At 55.3% G+C, this 23,213-nt stretch carries 18 protein-coding genes and 2 pseudogenes; 8 read left to right on the top strand and 12 right to left on the bottom strand.

All coding sequences use genetic code 11. The annotated features are described in order from the left end of the window. Window positions 1-147: 147 nt before the first annotated feature. On the top strand, window positions 148-1,329 hold the full coding sequence (locus NJT13_RS20140) for an HNH endonuclease (RefSeq protein WP_254525945.1): 1,182 nt from the start codon (window positions 148-150) through the stop codon (window positions 1,327-1,329). A 323-nt stretch (window positions 1,330-1,652) separates the two neighbouring features. Here the strand turns inward: NJT13_RS20140 and NJT13_RS23695 are convergent, their stop codons facing one another. The 7 genes and pseudogenes from NJT13_RS23695 to NJT13_RS20110 all read right to left on the bottom strand — a co-directional run bounded on the left by NJT13_RS23695 (window position 1,653) and on the right by NJT13_RS20110 (window position 7,622). Next, window positions 1,653-1,976 carry a DUF8030 family protein gene (locus NJT13_RS23695; protein WP_484549622.1) on the bottom strand — a complete coding sequence of 108 codons (324 nt, stop codon included), beginning with the start codon at window positions 1,974-1,976 and terminating at the stop codon, window positions 1,653-1,655. After that, the gene (locus NJT13_RS20135) at window positions 1,870-2,274 is read right to left on the bottom strand and encodes an HVO_A0114 family putative DNA-binding protein (protein ID WP_254525944.1); all 405 of its coding nucleotides are present in this window, start codon (window positions 2,272-2,274) and stop codon (window positions 1,870-1,872) included. Before NJT13_RS20135 ends, NJT13_RS23695 begins: the two co-directional genes overlap by 107 nt. A 23-nt stretch (window positions 2,275-2,297) precedes the next feature. After that, window positions 2,298-2,603 (bottom strand): toxin-antitoxin system TumE family protein, encoded by a 306-nt coding sequence (locus NJT13_RS20130; RefSeq protein ID WP_254525943.1) that lies wholly within the window; start codon window positions 2,601-2,603, stop codon window positions 2,298-2,300. Between the two features lie 127 nt (window positions 2,604-2,730). Further along, complete coding sequence (locus NJT13_RS23690; RefSeq protein ID WP_254525942.1) at window positions 2,731-3,195, bottom strand: DUF8030 family protein; 465 nt, start codon at window positions 3,193-3,195, stop codon at window positions 2,731-2,733. A 661-nt stretch (window positions 3,196-3,856) separates the two neighbouring features. Further along, window positions 3,857-5,125: a phage NrS-1 polymerase family protein gene (locus NJT13_RS20120; RefSeq protein WP_254525941.1), complete on the bottom strand. Its 1,269-nt coding sequence runs from the start codon at window positions 5,123-5,125 to the stop codon at window positions 3,857-3,859. A 367-nt stretch (window positions 5,126-5,492) separates the two neighbouring features. Further along, a pseudogene (locus tag NJT13_RS20115) lies at window positions 5,493-6,665 on the bottom strand (hypothetical protein); the annotation flags it as partial. 10 nt (window positions 6,666-6,675) lie between these two features. Further along, a protein-coding gene (locus NJT13_RS20110) for an IS630 family transposase (RefSeq protein ID WP_254525940.1) occupies window positions 6,676-7,622 on the bottom strand; the annotation gives its coding sequence in 2 pieces (ribosomal slippage) (window positions 6,676-7,184 and window positions 7,184-7,622; 948 coding nt in all). Window positions 7,623-7,911: 289 nt separating this feature from the next. Here NJT13_RS20110 and NJT13_RS20105 point away from each other — a divergent pair. The 3 genes from NJT13_RS20105 (at window position 7,912) to NJT13_RS20095 (ending at window position 11,886) form a co-directional block, all read left to right on the top strand. After that, window positions 7,912-8,868 carry a DedA family protein gene (locus tag NJT13_RS20105; RefSeq protein WP_256549449.1) on the top strand — a complete coding sequence of 319 codons (957 nt, stop codon included), beginning with the start codon at window positions 7,912-7,914 and terminating at the stop codon, window positions 8,866-8,868. Window positions 8,869-9,572: 704 nt separating this feature from the next. Continuing rightward, entirely contained in the window at window positions 9,573-10,688 is a 1,116-nt protein-coding gene (locus NJT13_RS20100; protein WP_254525938.1) for a glycosyltransferase, read from the top strand. Between the two features lie 151 nt (window positions 10,689-10,839). Then, window positions 10,840-11,886, top strand: a complete 1,047-nt coding sequence (locus NJT13_RS20095; protein ID WP_254525937.1) for a lysylphosphatidylglycerol synthase transmembrane domain-containing protein — start codon at window positions 10,840-10,842, stop codon at window positions 11,884-11,886. Between the two features lie 266 nt (window positions 11,887-12,152). On the opposite strand, the gene NJT13_RS20090 is transcribed toward NJT13_RS20095, so the two are convergent. Next, window positions 12,153-14,735, bottom strand: a complete 2,583-nt coding sequence (locus NJT13_RS20090; protein ID WP_254525936.1) for an efflux RND transporter permease subunit — start codon at window positions 14,733-14,735, stop codon at window positions 12,153-12,155. Between the two features lie 217 nt (window positions 14,736-14,952). Between NJT13_RS20090 and NJT13_RS20085 the strand changes: the two genes are divergently transcribed. Next, on the top strand, window positions 14,953-15,711 hold the full coding sequence (locus NJT13_RS20085; protein ID WP_254525935.1) for a TrmB family transcriptional regulator: 759 nt from the start codon (window positions 14,953-14,955) through the stop codon (window positions 15,709-15,711). Between the two features lie 189 nt (window positions 15,712-15,900). Continuing rightward, window positions 15,901-16,125, top strand: coding sequence for a nucleotidyltransferase domain-containing protein (locus tag NJT13_RS20080; RefSeq protein WP_254525934.1), 225 nt, complete (start codon window positions 15,901-15,903; stop codon window positions 16,123-16,125). A gap of 453 nt (window positions 16,126-16,578) precedes the next feature. Here the strand turns inward: NJT13_RS20080 and NJT13_RS23320 are convergent, their stop codons facing one another. Beyond that, a complete protein-coding gene (locus tag NJT13_RS23320; protein WP_340681208.1) occupies window positions 16,579-16,728 on the bottom strand; it encodes a hypothetical protein in 150 nt (49 codons plus the stop codon). 30 nt (window positions 16,729-16,758) lie between these two features. On the opposite strand from NJT13_RS23320, the pseudogene NJT13_RS23685 reads away from it, so the two are divergent. Both NJT13_RS23685 and NJT13_RS20070 read left to right on the top strand, forming a co-directional pair. Beyond that, window positions 16,759-16,827, top strand: a pseudogene (locus tag NJT13_RS23685) (hypothetical protein); the annotation flags it as partial. A gap of 1,190 nt (window positions 16,828-18,017) precedes the next feature. Further along, complete coding sequence (locus tag NJT13_RS20070; RefSeq protein ID WP_425499836.1) at window positions 18,018-19,292, top strand: orc1/cdc6 family replication initiation protein; 1,275 nt, start codon at window positions 18,018-18,020, stop codon at window positions 19,290-19,292. A gap of 1,352 nt (window positions 19,293-20,644) precedes the next feature. On the opposite strand, the gene NJT13_RS20065 is transcribed toward NJT13_RS20070, so the two are convergent. From NJT13_RS20065 to NJT13_RS20055, 3 genes are read right to left on the bottom strand one after another with little or no spacing between them, the layout of a single operon-like run. Continuing rightward, the gene (locus NJT13_RS20065; RefSeq protein WP_254525932.1) at window positions 20,645-21,355 is read right to left on the bottom strand and encodes an ABC transporter ATP-binding protein; all 711 of its coding nucleotides are present in this window, start codon (window positions 21,353-21,355) and stop codon (window positions 20,645-20,647) included. After that, window positions 21,352-22,128 (bottom strand): ABC transporter ATP-binding protein, encoded by a 777-nt coding sequence (locus tag NJT13_RS20060; protein WP_254525931.1) that lies wholly within the window; start codon window positions 22,126-22,128, stop codon window positions 21,352-21,354. Before NJT13_RS20060 ends, NJT13_RS20065 begins: the two co-directional genes overlap by 4 nt. Then, window positions 22,121-23,212 (bottom strand): branched-chain amino acid ABC transporter permease, encoded by a 1,092-nt coding sequence (locus NJT13_RS20055; RefSeq protein WP_254525930.1) that lies wholly within the window; start codon window positions 23,210-23,212, stop codon window positions 22,121-22,123. The genes NJT13_RS20060 and NJT13_RS20055 overlap by 8 nt, the downstream gene beginning before the upstream one ends. Between the last annotated feature and the right edge of the window lies 1 nt (window position 23,213).

Here is a 23,213-nt window from a genome sequence, read left to right as displayed (position 1 = left end):
TCCGATCTGCATAGGGCTCACACGGTACCGAAACGCAGTCTCATATGGTCGCGGGCTGTCGAGTAGTCGAAGGCTTGCAAGTTTCCTTGGAATAGGACATACTACTGAGCCAAAATCTTTCTCACACCAACCCGACACCCTAACCAAATGCGGCATGACATCCGACAGTTGCAGGACACCCTGCTCGCTTCACAGTTTGCGTGCGTCCCATCTGGTCAGCGACGAACCACGGACGACTTCTACCCAGCAGTGAAGGACGCCCACCCGGACCTCTGTGACGATAACTATCGCTGCGGCGAGGTTTGCTCAAACGGCAACGACCAACCAGAGTGGAAACACGCAGTCCGCCGCGTCCAACAACAGCTCAAACGACAGGATGGAAGCCGAATCAGCGGCACCGAATCAGGTACATGGATCGTCGAACCACCAGGCCTCTATCTGGTGCCCGTCTCGGATGAATGGCGACCGAAGTTCAAGAAAACGGTCAACTCACCAGTCCCCACCGATGCAGACACCCCTGCGGCCATCGAACCATTCCTCCCAGCTCGTATCTGGGGGACGACCGAGACCGAAAGTCCGGCAAAGCAGTCCTACATCCGTCGCCTCCGGCCAACCGACCACCTCCTGTTCTACGCTGACGGCGACTTTTTCGCCGCCGGCCAGGTCGGCCACATCTTCGAGAGCCCCGAAGTAGGCGACTGGCTGTGGAACCACACCGAGAGTCTCCACGTCTTTACAGTCACGCGCTATCAGGACTGGGCACCGAGTATCGACGACGTCTGGGACCGACTGGATTACGGGAAACGAAAAGTCGTCAACGGATTCATGCGCGTCGACGACGACCTCGTCGCCGATCTCCGACAGCACTTCGGGTCGCTTGACGCTGCACTCTTTGATACGGAACCGGTCTCACCGGCAAGCCGTCTCGAGTCTCCGAAGAGAGTTACGACCGAGTACGACCGGATACAGCGTGACACAACGCAAGTGAACGAGTTGAAACGGCGCTATCAGGACCGGTGTCAGGTGTGTAACGCTCGGCTTGAGCAAGGAAATGGCGATGGATACTCAGAGGTACACCATATCAAGCCACTTGGACGCCCACATGAGGGTCCGGACGCACCGTCAAACATGCTCGTTCTCTGTCCGAACCACCACGCAGACTTCGACAACGGAATGCTTCGAGTAGACCCGAATGACCGCTCGGTTAAGCACCTGTACGACGATTCAGTTGACGGAAGGCGACTCGACAGACGACCCAACCACGAGATCAGTGCCGACTTTCTCGAGTACCACAATACCCATCTCTACCAAGGGAGTGCTGACCACTGAGCTGACGTAGTCTGACGTTGTACAATAACCCAAAAAAGCGGATCTCCAATTCATCGACGAAACTGCTAATCACTCTCGCCGAACGACTAGCCTATGTTCACATCGAAGGCCGAACACCTTGCTCGATGGGTCAACAAGCTCACCTCAACGACATTCGAAGTTCAGCCTAATCTATCCGATCTCGTTCTTCACGACCGTCAATAGCGAACTCGACACGATCGACGTACTCGACACCAACTGCTACGAGAATAGCGTCACGAACGAGGTGCCTTTCGAGATCGCGTAGATATTCAACAACAGGCTGGAGTACCGACGGCTGGTGACTACCTCTTGCTGGTCCGTCGACCTGTTCGCAGTTGCCACGTCGGCTTCACCCGGAACGTATCTGGTTCCTCAACAGGAAGAGTATGACTCTGATTCGTCGATAATGACGCGGGTCGTGCGAGGCGGTTGATCAGTTCATCACGTACGTCCGTCAACCACGTGTAGCGAGAACAGAGAGCGAAGGGTTCGTTTCCAGATGGCCAAGAACAGGATCTTTCAGGGTGCTGCTGCACCGACACTCCCGTTCGATCCTGCGAACGGGATGTCGATTTCAAGACCGTCGTAGGCCAGTTTCGGTTTCTTTGCCTGACCAGGCCCGCCATTTTCAAACTCAATGACGCCGATGTCTTCGAGTTCGGAAAGGTTCCGATGGACCTGTTTGTAGTCTCGCTCCACCAGATCAGCGGCTTCGCGGATGCTCTCGGGCTGGTGTTTGGAGATTGCTTCCAACAACTCTAGATTCTTTGGGCTAAGCAGGCGGCTGAGTTCTGCATACGATCCGAAGTTCAACACCGGCTGGGCATCGTCAAGGTCTTCACCCTCTTGGGCAGCCTTGATGCGGCTACGCGTGCGCTGGTTGAGGCGATTACGTTCACCGACGGTGACTTTGAGCGTGGGCATGATGTATACCTCCTGGAGACGTCCTACTCCGACCAGTCCCATGAGACAGGCGACATCTCTTCGGTTTCGCGTTGAAAGCGATCGTAGAGCGTCAACATCCCGGGGAATTCGATGATTTCAACATCGTTTCGGGTGTGGCGCTCATGGCCTTTCGTCTGTTCATGGGCGTTGTCGTATCGAAGGATGGTGTCGCCGCCGACTTCCCCGTGGTGTAGGCTGTAGTCCCATCCACACGGGTACTTCTTATCCTCCGTCTGTCGGATGGTCACATCGATGACGTACCCATCTTCGACATCCTGCCAATCTTCAACGGTGGTGTAGGACGCCATCCGTCATCTTATGTGATGGCCTCCATAGGCATAAATCTATGGACTTCATAACATAGGTGTGTGATTTGCTTCTTTACAAGAGCATGATACGCTTGATCAACTGGGTTCAGAGACATTGAGAACGAGTTTACCTCTCGCTGGCCCGAAGATCTGTTCGCAGTTGCCACGTTGGCTTCACCTGGAACGTATCTGGTTCCTCAGCAGGATGGGAATGACTCTGATTCGTCGCTAGTGACGCGGGCCGTGCGAGGCGGTTGATCAGTTCATCACGCACGTCCTGTCGGGGCATCATCTGCTCGTGGCAGCCGAGCCGTTCGTCATAATGGCGCTTCCTGAATAGCTGGCCAGTCGTCTCGGCGGCGATGTACTGCGTCAATTTACTTCCCCAGATATTCGACGATCGATACTCGGCCCCGACATCTGCATGTGTGAGTTCGACGAGAACACACTCGACGAACGAAATGAGTGACTCTCGACTCCGATCGTTCGGAACGCGTAACTCGAGGCCAGACCAAGGTGGCTTGGAGGGCTGTCGGTGAGTTGGTGTTCGATCAATACCACGGTCTCGTGGGTGCTGTCGCTCAATGGTCATTCGCTATCTCGGGGCAGTTCGACCGCCCCGCACCCATCCCGGGGGCGAAAAACACGACATCCAGTCGCAACGGCACCGGTAGCTCGTTGCTCTGTTTCTTTATTTTGAACGGGTCACGAAACTCGCGGTAAGTTCAGAGGAACCAGAAAACATACCCCATCAGTTCTATTTTGATAGTTATGGTTGCACGACGAGAGCTTCTATTCTCTGTTGGAGGCGGTCTCATCGGTGGTGCTGGGATGTATACGGGCACGTCCCTGCTATCGACTGGATACGGCTCCATTGAGTGGGCGAACGAGCGAGATCAAGAAGTGGGTGGAAACAGCTATCATCTCATCTGATGGTTTCTTTTCATCCAGGGAGGTCGCTTACGAGAGTCGCTATCGGGTATTCCAGACGCGACATTCTCGGAGCGGTGATACGAATGTTGTTGAAACAGGAACGTACGATGTTGAGGTGAAAACCGAATCTGATGACAAATCGGAGAGTGCTGGTCCATTCACAACAACGTGGACAGCAGCTGATTGTTACCACCAACAGTTAATTATTCGAGTATTGGAGGACATGTCTGTCGAGTTTCTCCAAAAGGAGTGCTAACTTCGCAGACTTACCGAGTCAAGTGCCTTGCTCTGAATTGAAGAAACGATCCTCCCCACGATTGTTACTTGGAGCTATCGCCGAATAATCGTCTCCACAGAGAGGCTGTCTCCGAAGCGGTATCACAGTTGGATGTCGTCTCGGCTTGCTCTTCTCGAGTCTGCTCGACCTCTCGGTCACGCTCTGCAAGTTCGGTTTTGAGATCCTCGATCGTTGCCTCGAGTTGCTCGATGCGCTCAGTTTTCTGTTCGAGCGTCGCCTCGAGTTCGTCGACACGGTCAGTCAACAGTCGATTCTTCTCAACCGGATACGCACGATTCGGAGTCCGCTCCGATTTGTCACGGCTGGCAGTGGTCGACGACTCGCTCGTTCTGGAAACAGATTCGGTTGCTGTCTCTCGAGTGTCCGGGTCGTAGAACTCAGAGGTACTCGCAATCGCTCGTTCGATGGTCTTCTCGCCGTACGTAGAGCCGTCTGCGTAGTGGACTTCGTCCCACTTGTCTCGAAGCAGCCCCGATTGGCGGAAGAGTCGGTCCATTTGCTGCGGACCACCACCAGTCCAAAACGCCAGCAGACAGCACAGCGCCATATCCGCTTCTGACTGACTCTCGTAGCCGGCAGTCGAGCCACGCCACAACCGCTGGAACTTCTCGCCGTTCGATGCGTTCCGCGCTCGCTCGAGCAGGTCCTGGTCCTCGAGGTCGACGTTGGTATCGGCTGCACTGCCCGTCGTTTCCGTCTCGTCGCTAGTGCGACGGTCCCCAGATTCGTGCTCTGAATCCGGGTCAGAGTCTTGGAGGTACTCACGATGGATCGCCGTGAGTGCATCCTGTCGACGTCCGACACGAGCTGGCGTGTCCGCGAGGTGGTCGCCGGTAACGGTGAAAAACCGAGCGGTGTCGTATAGTTCGATACTTCCCCGACGGTTCCGCCCGTCTGGGAGGTCTCCCTTGATGAGTACATGATAGCCAGTGCCAGAAGGTGAGACTTCCGTGTAGGAGTCCAGCCGCTCGATGATATCCAGCGCTATTTCGTCGACGTCGCCGCTTTCGGGATCCCGACAGTCATCCAGATCTACGCCGACAATGGGATCGTCGTCAGAAAAGACAAACCCGATACCATCGGCATTCTCTGTGTCGGCGTACTCGAGCGCTGTTTCAAAGGACTTCCATGTTTCCGGATCCGTCGATGACGCGAACGCACCACTGCCTGGTGTCACTGGTATCTTCGTTGGCTTCCCATCTCGAGATTCTTCTTGCCAGCAGACCCACTGGTCGCGCTCTTGCAAGCCACTTGGCAGTGCTGCTGTGTCGATTGACTTTTCGAAACTCATTGGTGTTTCCCTTGAGGGGTACCTGCTACTGCCCTCGAACAAACTATGTCATATCCTCGAGAAAACGACTGGTAGCCTACGTGCTGTCCGACTTGCCTGTCCCCGCATCGTTCTGCGGGATGAACCCAGTGTATACTAGTTGGTTCTGGACAGAATCTGTGCGTGGACAGCGCTTCCGACATGCGATTTTGGCTGGACACCCATGTCCATGCAGTTTGTTTGGCCGCCCAGTCTGCGTGGACAGTTGATTGAGATGCGCAATTATGGCTATTTAAGGCCCTGTATTGGGCAGTACTGTAGATTGAGCACCACCGGCAGCGAACGACTGCTGAGATACGATTAACGTGTGTCATATGGCTGGTGGGTCTTATTGATCGAGCAGTGCGTTCCCCTCCTGTGTCAGGGTCAGACCGATGTAGAACTGGACACGCTCTCCGTCTACTCTAGACCGATCGGTCTCGAGATCAACGACGTTCCGTAATTTCCGGGTGAACCAGCCCTTGGTCGTTCCGTCAATATTCTGCTGGTCAGTCCAGGTAGCATAGGCCTGAAACAGATCGTCCTGCGGCACCTTTGCACCCTCAACCTGCCTAACGTACATCGCGGTGAACGCTTCGACACCGTCCCCATCAGGATCGATGTCCACTGTCGCATTCGTAGCTGGTGGATCAGATTCTACCGATGGTGATGACGAACCCTCGCCAAAATCTGCCACCGTACCAACGGCTTGAGGCGACTCAACTGTAGATTCACTGGGCCACAGATCCTCGCGATCTGGATTCTCGGGTAGCGGATACGTCTCTCCATGCTGGAAAACCAGTGGATCACCGTCGGGTGGTAGGATCACCACGAGATAACTGTCTCGTGAATAGTCTGCGTTAGGGAGGTCGGTGGCTGGGATAAACGGTCGTTTGATTGGCGTCCAATCCTGTTTGAAGTCGGCTTTTGAATCGTATACATGACTCTCACCAGTCTCATAGACGGTGTACTGTCCGGTTTCCCGGTCGTGACTGTAGTACGCCGGAACGCTATCCTTCGAAAGCGGTCTATCGTCCGGAACACGGGCCAACTCTATGTCGCCATCAGATAGAACACGGTCCTCGCCCTCACGCATCCAGACCGTCCGATTTGACCCGGATGTGCGTGGCCGAACAGCGGTTACGCCACCGTGAGCTGTTGCGCCACCGCCAAACGTCACGATCTCATCGAAATTATAGAACTGCTCTGTCCCGTCCGCTCGTTCGCGCAGTGGCGGCGACAGGATGTTCTCGACCCGCTTAGCCCATTCAGTCTCAGGGTCACCGGGACGGACAACGAAGATCGGAATACGATCCTCCTCGTGAGCGCGTTTGAGATTCTGTAGTACCTTCGCGGGACGGTCAGGCGTCGTCGTCTCGGCCTCGATATTGAACACACCGTCGTGGTCAGGGTGTGTCGCAGTGGCGTCAGGCTGTTCGCTCTCGTCCTGCTCGAGGATTTCGACGCTGAAACCGCGTTCAGTGAGCGCCACCTCTGTATCCATGAGCAATGCATCGTGGCTATAGTAGAAGTTAGAAATAGTTGCTCACTTTGGGAATAGAGAGTTGATCAAGAGCGGTATCGATCGCTGTTGTTAGCTCAGAAAGTGAGTCGAAGAATCGGTTGCTAAGAGCTGATTGAAGCTGTCTCCAGCACTCTTCGACTGGATTGAGTTCCGGTGAATACGCTGGTAACGTGACGAAGGCGAGGTCGTCACGAGCCGCGAGGTCCGTGACGGCCGATGCCTGGAAATACGGCGCTCCATCCAACACGACGACCAAGTTCTCTTCGAACTCTTTGCATAACGCGAGAATGAAATGTTTCGCATGTTCGGCGGTCACGTACTCTTCGAATCGAGAGAAAAAGCGATCGCCGTCCTCGGTGATCGCACCCAAGAGACACGTCCAGTCGCGTTGCCCGGACAATTCGACGGCTGGCCGCGCGCCGCGCGGAAACCACGCGGCACGCGGCTCAACTTGCACGGATTTCTTGGTTTGATCAATACAGACTATTGTGGCGTCCATCTCCCGCCGCTTTTTTTGAGTTCTTCGTGGAACGTTTCTTGTTCGTCAGCCTCAGCTTCAGCGACCGTACGGCGTGGTTTTTGATAGCTCAATCCCGCCTCTTTGAGCAACCGCCGGCAACTCGGGATTGAGTACTCGACATCGTAGGTCTCGTTGAGGTACTGCTGGACGAGCGCCGACGTCCACGCCGGCGCGTCAACCCCGACTTCTTTGGGCGAGCCGTGGACAGCTTCTTCGAATTCTTGTTGCTCTTTTTCTGAGAGTTTTCGCTTTCTCCCAGATCGGTGAGCATCAGTTACAGCCTGCTCAAGCGACTCGTCGGTGTCGAGTCGCTTGAGCCAGCTATAGATCGTGCGTCGCTGAACGTCGTACCACTCGGCGAGTTCAGTCTGTGTAACGCCGTTTTTGTACGCTATTTCCGCTAAGAGCCGTTGTGTCGGCTTCTTTCCCTCCACGTTGTCGAGAGCATCTTACAATTTCTCGACAGAGATTTCGTCGAGATGATCCACTACCCTCAGAAACCATCTCTGAGTAGAAGGTTTTAACGGTTACTATAACTCCGGGAAGTCACTAGCTTCGGTGAGGCGGGCGATTTCTGGCAAGGCACCAAGAAACCACGTCCGCCTCGTCCTTCGACCTTATCTGAACACTGCCCTAATACGCCCCCATATATTAAAATAGCCTGACTTTTCACCAGTGACAACCCAACCAGTTATTTGATTGCTGGCATCGTATCTCCAGCACGTGACCCCATACCCGTTAGTCATATTTCATGGGAGTTACCTCACGGATACGGTACTTACGTTCGTTTCAACATATGGATTCGTTGCTGTTTTCATCTATATTTTCCTCGAGACATCGCTACTGCTCCACTTCGTACCAAGTGAGGTCATACTCCCGGTGGCCATTGCACTTCTCGTTACCGGCCCAGTCACGTTCGTTATTTTTGTCGTAGTTGCTACTTCTGGCGCAGTGATCGGCTGTCTTGTAGCGTACTACCTGTTTGGACAAAACGCCGAACGTGCGCTTCGTGGGTACGGTGGGTATGTCCATCTCGGTGAGCACGATCTCAACCGTTGGGAACAGTGGTTCACCCACTGGGGTGAAACGATTGTACTTTGGGGACGCCTTCTCCCAGTCGTGCGCGCGTTTGTTTCCGTCCCCGCGGGAATGGCGTCAATGAACCTTCGAAGGTTCGTTCTTTACTCGGCCCTCGGTAGTCTCATATTCAACACGGGTATTACCTACCTTGTCTATATGGGGACACAAGCAGGGACACCCCTGCAACGTGCGATCGATGCGACAATTGCGCTTTTCTCATTAGATTTGGGGTATCTTTGGGCGCGACCAGCGATCTTAGCACTACAGATTGTCAGTCTTTGTATTCTTTCCGGTATTATCTGGTGGAAACGTCACTGGATTCAAGCCCATCCGTTTTCCGCAATAGAAGTGGCATTACGGGCAATTCGAATCGTTGGTACCGCTGTCGGTCTTCTATTAATCACTGCAGCCGCAGCAACGCCGGCAGACGCCTATGCGCTCATCGCATGGATCTGGAACGATCCTCGCTTCTTTGTTCAACTGGGCGCATCGCCACAAACCGCTCTTGTCCTCTCGGGCCTCGCTCTGTGTGGAGGCTCACTCATAGTGTACACAGTCGGGTTGGCTGTGTTGTCGTCACTCAACCATCACTATAAATAAACATATGGATAGAGAGAGCCACTTCTGGCGCGTAGTTTCAGTACGATTCACTCGAGTTCCGTAACAGCTATTTACCGGATAGTGATCGTCTGAACAGACTTGTCTTAAGAGTAGCTTGTACAGAGGTGTGTCTCTCACGTCGGCGGACGGTAGTACCGATACTGTATTGTAACCCGGGATACTACGCAAGATGCTATTGATGACTGGTGAAACGCAACACCACCAAATCGATCGAGTCACGGCGTTCCGTCGGTCTGTCTATCCTGTTCTTCACGGCATTGCTCAGCGGTTCGGTGGCTATGTCCAGTGTGTCATGCACCCGGCTGAGTACGTCGGAACTGTCGAACGCTCGCTGGAGCGATTTCGGTCCGATCTCAAGTCAATGGGATTTCGTTCCGAGCCGATCGCGGCGTTGAAGCGTCATCGCGATGGCCGCAAGTCGGCTGGAAGTTGGGTCCGCCGAGGGTCGCTTCTCGCGGACACACAACTCCATGTGACCCTTTTTGTTGCCGATGACAGCGAAGTCGAGACGTACGCCCACTGGGAACGGTCATGGATCAGACACCCAATCGACCACTACCAGGCGACAAGTTGGGATACTGCTGGTGGTGTCAAGACGATGCGATCGCTACTCCAGTCGAACGACATCTCGTTCCGTCAGGCGACACCATAATAACTTATCACCGGGTGCCGTATACAGAGAAGTGACCGTACACGTCACCGCGTTCACAGATACGTATCTGCCGACGGTTAATGGCGTGACGTATACGATTGATCTCTGGCAGTCCCGCTGGAACGATCGGTACGGACGAATGGACGTCGTGTATCCACGATCCCCAGATCGTGACGCTCGAGGAAGAGAGTATCCCGTTCCGAGCGTACCAGTTCCGACGTATCGAGGCCACCGGCTTGGGTTTCCAGTATCACCATCCACCTTACCACACCCAGATGTCGTTCACGTTCATTCCCCGTTCACGCTTGGACTAGCTGGACTCAGATTTGCAACTCGAAGCGCGGTCCCGGTCGTTGCATCGTATCACACCGTTCTCATCGATCGGATCGAACAACGGTTTTCACATCCGAGAGTCGTCTCTCAGTTCAAAGATGTGTGTCGCAAATACGAGCAACGCTTCTACGATGCTGTCGACCTCGTCGTGACACCGACGGTAGCAGCTCGGCGGTATGTACGAGATGAGATAGACCCCGACACACAAATCGAGGTCGTCTCGAACGGAATCGACACGGCCACGTTTCGGCCGGTCGACTCAGACGAGTTCATAGCCAAGTACGACATCGATGATCAAGGCCCTCTGATCGGATACACCGGGCGACACGGTCCAGAAAAGTTTCTCTCGGAGCTAATCGAGGCGGCTGCTGACTTGGACGTGACAGTACTGCTCGCGGGTGATGGGCCATGTCGGCCACAGTTGATCGAACGTGCACAGGATCTCGGTTGCAATACGCTGTTTCTCGGGTTTCTCTCCCGCGAAGAACTGCCTGCGTTTTACTCAGCACTCGATGTTTTCGTTTTCCCCGGTCGTATCGAAACGCAGGGACTTGTCGCACTCGAGGCAACTGCCTGTGGAACACCGGTTGTCGCGGCTGAGGCCGGAGCCTTGCCTATTACTGTTCTCGACGGCGAGACCGGCTATCACTACCCACCTGGAAATATTAGAGCGCTCCGAAAGGCAATTCGTCGGGTACTAGCTAATCAAGAGAGGCTCCGTGAGTTCTGTCTGCGCCGACGGGAAACACTCTCCGTCGAGCATTCATTAGACCGAGTCGAATCGCTCTACGATAACGTCACCGCAGGTCGTTGAGTGTAGGTAGATTCACGACCACTATCTTTAATCAGCCGGAGAATCCCGGCGTTTACGCCGGGGAGGATTTCACACAAGCTTTGACTTGAGTGTCGAATCTGGACACGTGTCGACACCATACTGCTTTGGTCCCATCCATAGTCCGTTCCCTATGGCTGCTGTTGGGATCCGGTGGACCACTGTAACTATCGGGTTCGTCGTCGCCATCGGTTTGTTACTCCTGATTCTCTCCGTGGTTGGCATCCAAGAGACAGTTACGGAGATCACGACTGCGAATCGGTTTATCCTTGCCTCACTTTTTGGGGTTGTAATCCTCTGGCTCGTCGCGTGGTCCCAAACGCTGTCGATCGTGTTATCAATTCTCGATATCGAACACAATCAGATAGATTGCTTGCTCCTATTCGGCGACATTCTATTAGCGAATAGTATTGCTCCGTCGACATACCTCGGTGGTGAGCCACTTGCAGCATACTTGCTAACCAGTCACGCGAAAATCGATTACGAATCTAGCTTTGCAACCGTCTCGAGCGTTGACTTACTTAATTACGCACCGATGGTGCCCCTTGCCGGAGTCGGTATCCTCTACTTCACGGTGACAGCCGCTATCGGCCGGCGTATCGAACTTGCACTTGCAGCTGTCTTCACAGTATTTCTACTGTTCGTCAGCGGAGCAGTGTACGGTTGGCGGCGTCGGAGACGAGTCGTTGATGGTGTTGCGGTGTTTCTTGGTGGTCTTTCAGCCAAAATGAGTTCGATCGTTCCTGGCGTTCACGTAGTGTCTCCTGAAAGCCTCAGGCGACATCTAAACGTGTTCGTTGACGAGGTCGAACAGGTGACTGCCGATCGACGGAACTTGAAGCGTGGACTCGCGTACTCGGCTAGCGGTTGGTTGCTCCTCTCGACTACGCTCTGGCTCACCCTCTACGCCGTCGGTTTCACCGTTCCGCCTGAAATCGTACTGTTTGTCGTACCATTGGGTGGGATAACGAACGTGCTACCCTTCCCTGGTGGTCTAGGAAGTGTCGAATCTGTATTCATTCTCCTTCTCGTTACAACATCGAATATACCGGCCCCAGAAGCAACAGCAGCAACGTTTCTCTATCGAGCGGCGACATACTGGCTCCCGCTCCTGTATGGTGTCGGAACGGTCACCCTATTGCAGCCGATATGGCGCACAACGAGAAGTAAAGTCAGGTAAGTCCTCTGTGAGAACTAGGGTAGACTCTCCACCACTGATAAAATTCGAATTGCATGTAATGATGAAACGATTTCGGCCTCCTTGTGGAGATCGAGTACATTCATCACGTCTGCCTGCGTCGCCATTCCGATTGGGTATCCATTTCGTTCGACGAGCAGGTGCCCGAGATGGCTTGTCCACAACTCCATCACCCGAAGTGTCCGCACGCAACCCGAGTTATCGGCCATCAAATATGAGAAACGTGTAGACGGCCGTAGAATGGCAGACTACTCTCGCATATTCCAGCGTTCAAGCACTCGTTCTCGAAGGACGAGTAGACCTGGCAGGATCATAACGACAGCCACGAAAGCGAATAGAATCGCCAGCCCGGTCACAATACCGAACCGCTGGAGTGGGGGAGAAAGCGCGAACGCGAGGACGCCGAAGGCGGCGGCTGTCGTGGCGGCACTGGCAAGCAGCGTGCCACCAGTTCCGGTGATCGTATTGGTAACGGCAGTGTTGAGCGTGTCACGTTTCTCGCGCTCGTCGACGAACCGCTCGCCGGCGTGGATGCTGTAGTCGACGCCGAGACCGATGGCTAGACTGGTGATGACGGCTGTCTCGCTGTTAAACGCGATGTCGAGAAGCGACATCGCGCCCAACAGCCACGCAAGCGACATCACGACCGGCGCGAGTATCAGCGCCCCGAGCGACAGTGACCGGTAGCGTGCCCAGAACAGTCCGGTTAGGAACAAGAGGATGACGATCAGCGTTACCGCAAACGCCTCGACTAGCGTTTCAAGCAGTGCATCCTGGATGACAGCGGTCGTGACTGTTCCGCCCGTTGCAACTGCATTGACACCGGCTATGTCACCTTCGATCCGGTCGGCATACGCCCTCGTGTCAGTAGCAATCGCCTGTGCCGATTCGCTACTTCTGACGGAAACCAGTAGCCGTGCCGAAGTGACATTCCCGTCATCGTCGCGGCTAAGGACTTGGCTGGCAGCCTGCTCGTCAGCATCGAACAGTGCCATGTACACCGCCGAGACATTTTCGTCGGGCAATCCATCGCCGGTCGTGTCGGTCGCATCGACCATTTCCGCAAACGATTCGTTGTCGGCTGCGGCGGCGCGGATCGCCGTATGCGGCCCCTCGACAGCCGCCCGCCCGTCGGGACGAAGCTGGATAGAACTGCTGTCTTCGACGCTGCTACCCGCGTCGTCGACGGCCCTGAGAACCGCCGGGTCCGAAACGCTTCCGCGTAACAGAACTTGCGATTGCCCGCCCTCACCTCGTAGCTGGAAATTGTCGCTGAGATACTGGAAATCCTCAGCGATAGTGTAGGTGTCTGGTGCTAGCCCGCCCGGCAGGTACTGTGCCCAGTCGGGAGCGTCCTCCGGGAGGAAGTCGGCCTGGTTGAACTCTGTGTCGATGGTTGTCGCGCCATAGGCACCTGACGACGACAGCAAGAGCGCGACGACAACGATAGCGATTGGGGCGCGGGTAGTGAGATCGGCCAACCGTTCGAGAGCCGCATTCGCACGGCCGCTATCGACACCGAAGGCGGGTTTCCGACGGCTCCAGCCGAGTCGATTCTCGAGAATTTCATCGACCTCTATTTTCAGCGCCGGGAGGAAGACACCGAACGCGACGAACGTGGCGAGGATGCCGCCTGCACTGAGGATAGCGAAGTCCTGAATCGCCGGAAGCGGACTGACGACGTTCGAGAGGAAACCGACTCCGGTCGTGACAGTCGCAGCGCCAAGAGCCAGTACGACGCTCCCGAATCCAAGCGCCATCGAGGTTCGGATCGATCGGTTTACTGGTTCCCCATGGTCATGGTCACGTTCATCGTCTTTCTCGCCAAGTGTTCCATCGCGGGCCTCTCGATACCGCATCACGACGTGGAGCGCGTAGTCGATACTCAGTCCGATGAGCAGGAAGGGTACAGCGATGAGGATGACGTTCATCGGGATTGCGAGCCAGCCCATGAGGCCCGCGAGCCACGCCATCACGATTCCGATCCCCAAGAATGCGAGCAAGATGTCCAGGAGGTCACGATACGTAATCCCGAGGACGAGAACGATGAGAACAAGCGCGAACGGCGTAATGATCGCAAAGCTGTCCCCCGTTGCTCGTGATGAGGCGTCGTCCTGAATCCCTTGTCCGAACACGAACGCGTCGTCGAACCGATCCTGAACAATTTTGTCGATGGCCACCTGAGCGTCGTAAGCGGCCTGTGGCTCCGCATCCTCACCGCTGTCGTCGACCTGTGCGATGAGTGTCAATCGTGCCGACGCCGTCGTCGAACCCGGCTCGTAGTCCCGGGGAAGGAACTCATAAGGATCCTGCTGGCCAGGCGTGTCGCTCTCGGGATCAAGAACGTCCGCGAGTAGCTGTTTGACTGCCTCGTTGTCACGTGATTCAAGCGCGTCGATCTGTTCGGACAACGATGGTTGGGCAGTCGGTGGCTGTCGGGTATCCTCATAGACAGCCGCCGTGGCGACGATGTTCTCAATACCGACGAATCCCGGTTCAGCCAGTGTCACGTTCAGCGTCTCGGTCTCGCGTATTTCCTGTTGGAGGTACAGTCCGTCTAGCAGTGATTCGCGGGTGAGGACGTCGCCGCTCTCGTTACGGACGACAAGTTGAGCAGCGACCCCGTCGTCACCGCCGTAGTTGTTCTGTACGAATTCTTGTGCGTCGGTCTCTTCAGACTCGACTTGGAACCCGCCTATGTCCTCCTCGCCCGCGCCGCCGAGAGCCGTTCCTGCCACGACGACAGCCGTGAGCACCAGCACAGCGACGATGACGAGTTTGCTGTGTGTGGTTATCTTCTGGGCGTACCACCGGGATAATTGCCCAGCCATGTTCAGGAACCACCCATCTCGTGTGGCGACGAATTCCCGACTGTACACAGCTTACCGCAGTCTTTCTCGTACACCTGTGATTCCTCGTTAACCACCTCTCACGACCCTACCTTATTAAGTGTTTGTAGATATCTACAATATTTACTACCAGCCGGGCGGACTAGCGTGATCGGATTGGAGACGAAAATGAGATCAACCCCCCGTCGAAGAACGATAGATGATGAATGAGTTCGAGGCGGTCGAAGCGTTACGGACGCTGGGGCTGTCGAACTACGAGGCGCAGGTGTTCGTTGCCCTCCAACAACTCGGCAGTGGTACTACCCAGGAGATAAGTGAGCTATCGGAGGTTCCCCGGTCACAGGTGTACGGAGCGGCCGACGACCTGGCAGACAAAGGCCTCCTCGAGATCGTGGAAGCATCGCCGAAAGCATACCGACCTGTCGAGCTATCGACCGCGCGTGACCTCCTGACCAAACGCCTCGAACGAGAGACTTCAAGAGCGTTCGACCGGCTTGAGTCGATCCAAGGAACGGGAACCGACCAACCGGCTGGACAGGACGTCTCGATGCTCCGTGGTCGACAGCCGATCGACGATCGGATCACGACGCTTGTTCGGTCGGCCGATCACACTGTTGTCTTCGTCTCACCGACAGCCGACGTGATGACCCCGGAGATTGCGGACGCCCTCCGAGAGGCAAGCACCAACGTCGCCACCGTTACCGTGGTCACCGCCGATCGATCGCTCAACGATCTGTTCGCCGACGATCCGGTGAGCGTTTTCGTCATGGCGGAAGACAACCCCGCGGATTTCGCCGGTCGGGCCCTGATGGTCGACGACCGCACCGTGCTACTCGCCGCCGAAAGAGATGACGCACCCATCAATGAAGAGGCGCTCTGGACTGGCGACTCGAGAATCGGTCGCATCTTGGCGGCATTTATGCGGTCGGGGATGAATTCCGGTCGGGATCGCCAATGATTTTCGCTCGTATCTCCTCACCAATAATCGAGAGTGTCACCAATAATCGAGAGTGTCACATGTACCACATCCATCGAAAGAGGGTCGATTTCTAGGATCAGAGTACACTGAGGCTACCGTGGCAGAACGAGTTCGATCGTTCACTGGGCTCCTGAGTGTTTATATGTCACGAGAACGTATTTTCCGGCAATGAGAACCAGTGAAGAAGCTACTATCGGTAAATCCCTTATCGATAAATCCCTCCTTCTCGAGACTCGTCGGGAGGACTTGCAGGTGCATTCAATACAGCTGGCAATTCTCTTCGGTTCTCACGCAAGTGGCCAGTCCCACTCTCGAAGTGACGTCGATATCGCAGTGGAATTCGACACAGTCCGTCCGAGCGACCCGGATTACAACGAGGCTTTTTTGGGTTGAGTGCTGATCTCAGCGAGGCACTCGAAACTGACAATGTCGATTTCGTCGATCACCAAACAACGTCACCGGAACTGGCGGAGACGATCTTCGATCGAGGCATCCCTCTTATCGGTGACTAGAGCACGTAGCTGATATCCGAAGCCAACTCACGGAGTGTGTAGAGTGTGCCAAGGCCGCCGGCTTTCTCAGACCGAGTGGTAGTCGTCGTCACCCGGAGAATTATTTTCGTAAGGGTGTAGAGGAACGCATCACGCGCGGTCTCCAGAATATAGCTTCGGAACGGACTACCGAGACGCAAAGGATGCATCGAGAGACGAACAATCCTGCAGTGAGGCCCCGCGGACGGGCTTCGATCTGAGTATTCCGACCGACCGAGATCATGCGTCGGTCATCCCGCTCGTGGAGTGTGCCCTCGTCGAGCTGACGCACGGAGACGTGGGAGCCGTATTCATCTCACAGTAGATGAGGAGAAAGAAGCACAGCTAGTATGATGCCGGTGACGATGTCGGCAACCAGTTCCAGAAACAGCGCTTCGACGACCGGCTGGGCTGGCACAAGACCACCGCCCCTCAATAGACAGTTCGAGTCGAGTTCGTCGCCCAACTCACAGGATCGGCATCCCCGACGACGGAGCGTGACGCGTCAGCCAGCGAGCCAGATACGTTCGCCGTCACGCCAGTTCGAGAACTCCAGACCCCTTAGCGGAACGTCTTGTTCTCGTTCGAATTTCGGGAGAAACGGCGACAAGATCCCCGGAACGGTGATTGTACTAGGACACACCTCTATCGAAGTGTTTGTCGTAACGACGTAGATCCTACCGAAGCGTTTGTCGGTTTATCGGATCCAGATGGATCACCGATCGAAATGCGTCGAGCCGGTACAACTGGTCGGAAGAACAACGGTGAGAACAACCTACCGCATCGACCATATGGAGACAGAGTATGAGTTTCTCGAGGACACCCACACCCCTCTATCGATGTGTTTCCGCAGGGAGGTGGGGGGGTCGATGAGCACGACGAGATTGCAGGGAATACCCAGCCAAAGCCAGAAATTCAACATTCGTCCATTATTCCACAGCTGTATTGGAGAATTTAGATATCTCTTGAAGAGATGCCGACGAAAAGAGATCCATCACGTTTCTTTCTTCTTCTTTTCATCTAGCTAGACTAGATAGAACACCCACACCCCTCTATCGAAGTGTTCGATGTGTTCCTAATCTATACGTATTTATCGTTTCGGTAGCGTCATATTGTACGTCTTTCATCGGTCGTATATCTCTATAGACCTCGTCCGAAGATGTGTAGAAATACTGTAGATATTCACTGATACACCAGCCTTTTCTTTCATTTTCTGTAGGATAATCGTCCCCAGGCCCATTTTGTTCTGAATCATCCAAGTTTATTTTTCTCCATCTTCGACTGGTTCTCTCCTACCCAGTCGAACGGACACTTCGATACGGACCGAAACACATCGATAGAGGGGTGTCTGTCCCTCCACGTATTCGCCCATCACACGCGCAGTTAATTTCCCGTGCGTAGGCTGCAAGTCCCTCGAGTAGCCAGTATTTCCGCAGACGTTTCATCAACTCGTCGCTTCGACGATCTATCGATCCGATCGACCGAATTTCGTCTATTAGCAGTCTCACTCGGTGAAACACACATCGATAGAGGTGGGGAACACTTTTGGTTCCGCCCTGTATGGACCTTTGTATGGGTACAGACGACTTCGACGATCCTCGAGAGGGAACGAGGAAATCGAAGGACGGGCCGTCCGAAGGCAGCACTCCCTCCTCGGACTCCTCAGAGGGGCTGGAATCTTTCTCCACGAACGAATCGGAAGCGGCCGCCTCGAACGAATCGGAAGCGGCCGATGATTCGCAATCGATCGAGGATATGTTATTGGAGTTCGATCAACAAGAGGGGCTCATTCGCGACCGATCGCTGCTCGATCCGAATCATATCGTCGAAGAGGATAGAATCGTCGGTCGGGACAGACAACTCCAGGAAGTGACCAAAATGCTTCGAGTTGCACTCGGTGACAATCGGCCGCCGAATCTCTTTCTCTACGGTCCGTCGGGGACCGGAAAATCGCTCATCACTAAAGCTGTCTGTAAGAATATCAGTGAGATCTGCGAAACACGAGATATTCGATTTGGGACAATCGAAGTAAATTGCCAGGACCTTGATACTCTTGGAGTCGCTGTCTACGAACTGGCAAATTGTGCTGCCGACGAGGCGCACGTCGAAGTAGAGGTTCCGAAACACGGCGTCGCAACGAAGGAAAAGTGGGACGAACTCTATCGTATCGTCAACGAAAATTTCGATTCTGCGGTCTTCGTCCTCGACGAACTCGATATGCTCGTTGGCCGCCGAGACAAGCAAGAGCCGGCGTTCTCTCGGCTTCTCTATCAACTATCGCGAGCTGGTGCCAATAACGAACTCACCGCTCACATATCCGTCGTTGCGATCTCCAACGATACGAAAATGATGGAATCCGTGGGAAGCCGTGCTCTGAGTTCGTTCACGCCGGAAGACGTTCACTTCGACGATTACGACGCCAATCAGCTACAGTCGATTCTCCGCCGGCGCCAGGACGCGTTCTACGAAAACGTTCTCGACGACGATGTCATCCCCTTGGCAGCTGCATTTGCGGCCCAAACACACGGTGATGCGCGGAAAGCGATCGATCTCATGCGCGTCGCAGGCGAACTCGCAGAACGGGAAGGGGACGATAACGTGCGCGAGGTCCACGTCCGTCAGGCACAGGACAAAGTCGAGAAGAACCGTGTCCTCGAGGTCGTTCGCGGTATCAGCACACAGAAGAAACTGTGTCTCTATGCGACTGCTGCCGTCGCGGCCGAGACGGACGACGAAGCTGCTCGCAGTACGACCGGGTATCGTGTCTACCAGTTCCTCACTGACGCGATCGACGCCGAGCAGTATCACCAGGAGACGTACGTAAACAAGATGAAGGAGATGACGACGTACTCGCTGGTCGATTTCGAGCGTCGGAGCCACGGGCCGAGTTCCGGGATGTTCCTCGAGTTCCAGTTCGGCGAACGACCTGAGACAATCCTCGAAACGCTGCGCGAGGATTCGCGTATCGATGTCGTCTCTCCGAGTGAGGTTTCGAGTGTGGTAAAAGCACAGATTAGGGACGAAACCTAAGCCGATCGGAGTCAAATTCCGTGGCAGTCGCCTCGACAATCAGTACCCATCTTCGTGCGTCGACGACTCACTGCTATCGAAGTGTACGCCAGGTCGACGTCTTCCGTTCAGGCCCCGTTCGAGACGAATAGCGGCTCAGACACAGCCGAATGGTGGTCTGACTGAAACAATTCGATCAGCCTTTCGTCTCCGACCCGATGGACTCCACACCAGTGATTCCCGAGTCGATCACACCGTCGTCTCAGATATCGACCATCAGATATGGTTGTGGGAGATGGCGGGTGGTCATCAGACACCCTCGAACGGACCCATCACACCCTCCAACTGATCCATCACACACCCTCCAACTGATCCATCACACACCCTCCAACTGATCCATCACACACCCTCCAACTGATCCATCACACACCCTCCAACTGATCCATCACACACCCTCCAACTGATCCATCACACACCTCTATCGAAGTGTGCTCGGGTCGGATAGCCGTCGGTAATTACGTTCTGGTACTGACCGCCGGGTTGTGATTTCTCACCGCCGTCTCGAGTGCGATTCGATACGAACACCCCCCTCTATCGATGTGTTTTTTCAAATACTGAGAACAATGACACCCCTCTATCGAAGTGTATCCATTTCTCAATCTCGAATCCTGGCGTTGCCTCCATTCTGAAAGCAGAAACGGATCAACCTCGACGAACCTTCTTCACTTCTGATAGTGATCCCGCTCTTGTGTACACCCCAGCGGGTTCTCCGGATTCCAGTCGAGAGTCGACCATGATCGATAATCTTCAGCCTGTTCCAGGTCGAAGGATTTCAGCCCGTCTCCGTACGATCGTTCTGACTCTGACCTAGCGGAGGGCCCGGCGCAGTACTCGCCCTGTAGGTGGTGACGACGTATTCGAAATAGGGTGCGGTGTTCGGGAACGTGGCGCTCGTAATTGTATCGTGGCGTTGTCGACGACCCCATCGTAGTCATTCGCTCGGCCTCGTGTATCGTGTTCCTGTCGCTGATGTTTTTCTCGAGGGGACTCGCAGTGAGGCCGATTTGTCTGCCGAACACGACGGGACGATCTTCCCTTTCATCCACTGGAGCAGTCTAAACGTGTGAATTTGCCGCAGTCCTCATGCTCGGGGTCTCATCGGAAGCGCTGTGCTGGGACCGGTTCTGTCTCGATTGGCGTAGTGTGCGAGCGAGACGATACGCCGATGCATTGAAACATCCACACGAGAGTGAGAGTATCAGCGAAAGGAAGAACGCACCAGCGACAGGGAGAACGCACCAGCGACAGGGACCGTAATAGACGTCCAACGGCCCGGTCGCCGGACGGCCGGTCCCCGTCCGTGACCGAAACCGTCAGGTCACGCCGAGGTATTTCTCTTTCAGTTGGTCGTTCTCGTCGAGTTTCTCGATCGGACCGCTACTGACGACGCTTCCATGGTCGAGTATGTAGTAGCGGTCAGCAACGACGCGAGCCATCGGGAAATTCTGTTCGACCATCAGGATGGTGTTGTTCTCTTTGAGTTCCATGATGGTCTCCTGGATGGTCTGTATAATCTTCGGTGCAAGCCCTTCGAACGGTTCGTCGAGCATCAGCAACTCCGTTGGGCCGATGAGCGCCCGTGCGATAGCCAACATCTGTTGTTGGCCACCACTGAGGTTGCGTGCCTGCGTGTCGCTGAATTCCTCCAATTCCGGGAAGACGCCGAAAACGCGTTCGCGTTCCTCCGCAAACGAGCGGAAATCGGATTGGACAGCCATCCGAATATGTTCCTCGACGGTTAGCGTATCGAACACTCGACGCTCTTCGGGGACGTACTTGATGCCTCGACCGGCCGTATCGTAGGTCTCCTCGTCGGTGATGTCCTCGCCGCGGAACTGCACGGCACCGCTGAACGGCCGCTGGATGCCGATGATAGAGCGTAACGTCGTCGTCTTCCCCGCACCGTTGCGGCCGAGGAGGGCGACAACCTCGTCGTCGTCGACCGACAGCGACACGTCGTGGAGGACGTGGCTGTCTCCGTATGCCGTGTTGATCCTGTCGAGTTCGAGCAGCGGAGCCGTCATCGTGACCCTCCGAGTTCGGCTGCGTCAGCTTCCGTGCCGAGATACGCCTCACGGACGCGTTTGTCTTCTCGGATCTCGGCCGGTCGGTCGTCCGCTATGAGCTGTCCGTTGTCGAGTACCATGATCGAATCGGAGAGATCCATGACCATATCGAGATTGTGTTCGACCAGAATCATCGCGTACTCGTCTTTCAGGTCCTTGATGAGGTCGGTGATCGTTCCGATCTCGTCTCTCGCCATCCCGGCGCTCGGTTCGTCCAGCAGGATGAGATTGGGGTCGACGACCATCACCATGCCGAACTCGACCTGTCGTTTCTCGCCGTGGGACAGGTCGTGAACGGAAGCGTCGGCTTTCTCGGAGAGGCCGATCTCGTCGATTACCTCCGAGGCACGCTCGATGGGATCGTCGAAAGCAGTGTACCGATTCCAGGCGTTGAAATTGCCTCCAGAGGCGATCTGACCGGCTAATCGGAGGTTCTCGAAGACGGAGAATCCATCGAACAAGTTCGTTATCTGGAAGGTACGTGCGAGCCCCCGACGGGCCATTTCGTCGGGCGAAACGTTGGTGACGTTTTCTCCGTTGAACCGGACTTTTCCGTCGGTGACGTCGTATACACCACTGATGCAGTTGAGCAGTGTCGTCTTCCCGGCGCCGTTGGGGCCGATAAGCCCTTTCGTATGCCCTTCGGGAATTTCGAAGGTGACCCGGTCGGACGCGACGATCGCGCCGAACTCTTTCGTAACGTTCTCGCAAGCGAGTACCGTCTCACTCATGTTCCTCTTCCTCCGGATTCAGGTTTCGTTCCATATCTAACGATGCGTCGTCGGATCCGCCCGGTATCATAGTTCGAAGCTGCGCTGCGGCGGTGGACAGCTCGCCCTGAAGCAGTCCGGCGATCCCCGACGGTAAGAACAGGACGAACAGGACGAAGATGACTCCCATCAACAGGCGCCACTGTTCGATGACGCCGCTGAGAACCGTCTCGAGAAGGACGTAGAAGCCGGTTCCGAGAAGCGGCCCCCAGAGAGTGCCGAAGCCACCGATGAGCGTCATCATCAGGAGGTCACCCGTCGTCGTCCAGTTGGCGAGCGGTGGACTGACGAACGTGATGAAAAGCGGGTAGAGCATCCCGGCGAAGCCACCGATGACACCGGCGAGCACGAACGATGACAATTTGTATCGGAAGGTGTTGATTCCGAGCATCTCGATGCGCTCTTCGTTTTCTCGGATGCCCTGAATGACCCGTCCGAACGGTGAGGCGGTGACCCGTCGCAGCGCGAGGTACACGGCGAAACAGGCCGCGAGCGTCACGTAATACGTGACGATCGGTTCGGTGAGACTGAACCCGGCCACGTCCGGAATGGTAATGCTATAGATGCCGTTGACGCCGCCGGTGATGCCGTTGAATTGCAAGATGAGCTCGTGTGCGAGTTGCGCGAACGCGAGCGTGATGATGGCGAAGTACACGCCAGACAGTTGCAACGCGGCGACGCCGACGACCAGGCCTAGGACGAACAGGAGAACCAAGACGACGGGAAACGCCTCGAGGTAGGTCAGGTCGTAGACGTGTGCCATGATGGCGATGCCGTAGGCCCCGCCCCCGAAGAAGAGGGCGTGGCCGAACGTAAGCAGGCCAGTGTAACCGAACATGAGGTCGTAACTCAACACGGCGATCCCGAACACGAACACCTCGATGGCGAACAGGAGCCAGAATCCGGCGTCGATGAACGCGCTGGTTACGACGAACGGGAACGCGATCAGCACCGCAACGATGCCGAGTTTCCACGGCGACGATCGAAGTTCGGCGACGATGCCACCATCTTTCGCGACAGATTGTGGGATATTTCCTTCGTTCATG

Source organism: Natrinema caseinilyticum (assembly GCF_024227435.1).
Taxonomy (GTDB): domain Archaea; phylum Halobacteriota; class Halobacteria; order Halobacteriales; family Natrialbaceae; genus Natrinema; species Natrinema caseinilyticum.
Note: the sequence above shows the minus strand (reverse complement) of the source record. Positions and strands in the feature narration are given on the sequence as shown.

Excerpts from the sequence above, each read along its gene's own strand:
- NJT13_RS20140 (WP_254525945.1), top strand. The coding sequence starts at position 148 with ATGCGGCATGACATCCGACAGTTGCAGGACACCCTGCTCGCTTCACAG.
- NJT13_RS20080 (WP_254525934.1), top strand. The coding sequence starts at position 15,901 with ATGAGAACCAGTGAAGAAGCTACTATCGGTAAATCCCTTATCGATAAA.
- NJT13_RS20060 (WP_254525931.1), bottom strand. The coding sequence starts at position 22,128 with ATGAGTGAGACGGTACTCGCTTGCGAGAACGTTACGAAAGAGTTCGGC.
- NJT13_RS20130 (WP_254525943.1), bottom strand. The coding sequence starts at position 2,603 with ATGGCGTCCTACACCACCGTTGAAGATTGGCAGGATGTCGAAGATGGG.
- NJT13_RS20135 (WP_254525944.1), bottom strand. The coding sequence starts at position 2,274 with ATGCCCACGCTCAAAGTCACCGTCGGTGAACGTAATCGCCTCAACCAG.
- NJT13_RS23690 (WP_254525942.1), bottom strand. The coding sequence starts at position 3,195 with ATGACCATTGAGCGACAGCACCCACGAGACCGTGGTATTGATCGAACA.
- NJT13_RS20095 (WP_254525937.1), top strand. The coding sequence starts at position 10,840 with ATGGCTGCTGTTGGGATCCGGTGGACCACTGTAACTATCGGGTTCGTC.
- NJT13_RS20085 (WP_254525935.1), top strand. The coding sequence starts at position 14,953 with ATGATGAATGAGTTCGAGGCGGTCGAAGCGTTACGGACGCTGGGGCTG.
- NJT13_RS20070 (WP_425499836.1), top strand. The coding sequence starts at position 18,018 with ATGTTATTGGAGTTCGATCAACAAGAGGGGCTCATTCGCGACCGATCG.
- NJT13_RS20120 (WP_254525941.1), bottom strand. The coding sequence starts at position 5,125 with ATGAGTTTCGAAAAGTCAATCGACACAGCAGCACTGCCAAGTGGCTTG.
- NJT13_RS23695 (WP_484549622.1), bottom strand. The coding sequence starts at position 1,976 with ATGGCGGGCCTGGTCAGGCAAAGAAACCGAAACTGGCCTACGACGGTC.
- NJT13_RS20090 (WP_254525936.1), bottom strand. The coding sequence starts at position 14,735 with ATGGCTGGGCAATTATCCCGGTGGTACGCCCAGAAGATAACCACACAC.
- NJT13_RS20055 (WP_254525930.1), bottom strand. The coding sequence starts at position 23,212 with ATGAACGAAGGAAATATCCCACAATCTGTCGCGAAAGATGGTGGCATC.
- NJT13_RS20065 (WP_254525932.1), bottom strand. The coding sequence starts at position 21,355 with ATGACGGCTCCGCTGCTCGAACTCGACAGGATCAACACGGCATACGGA.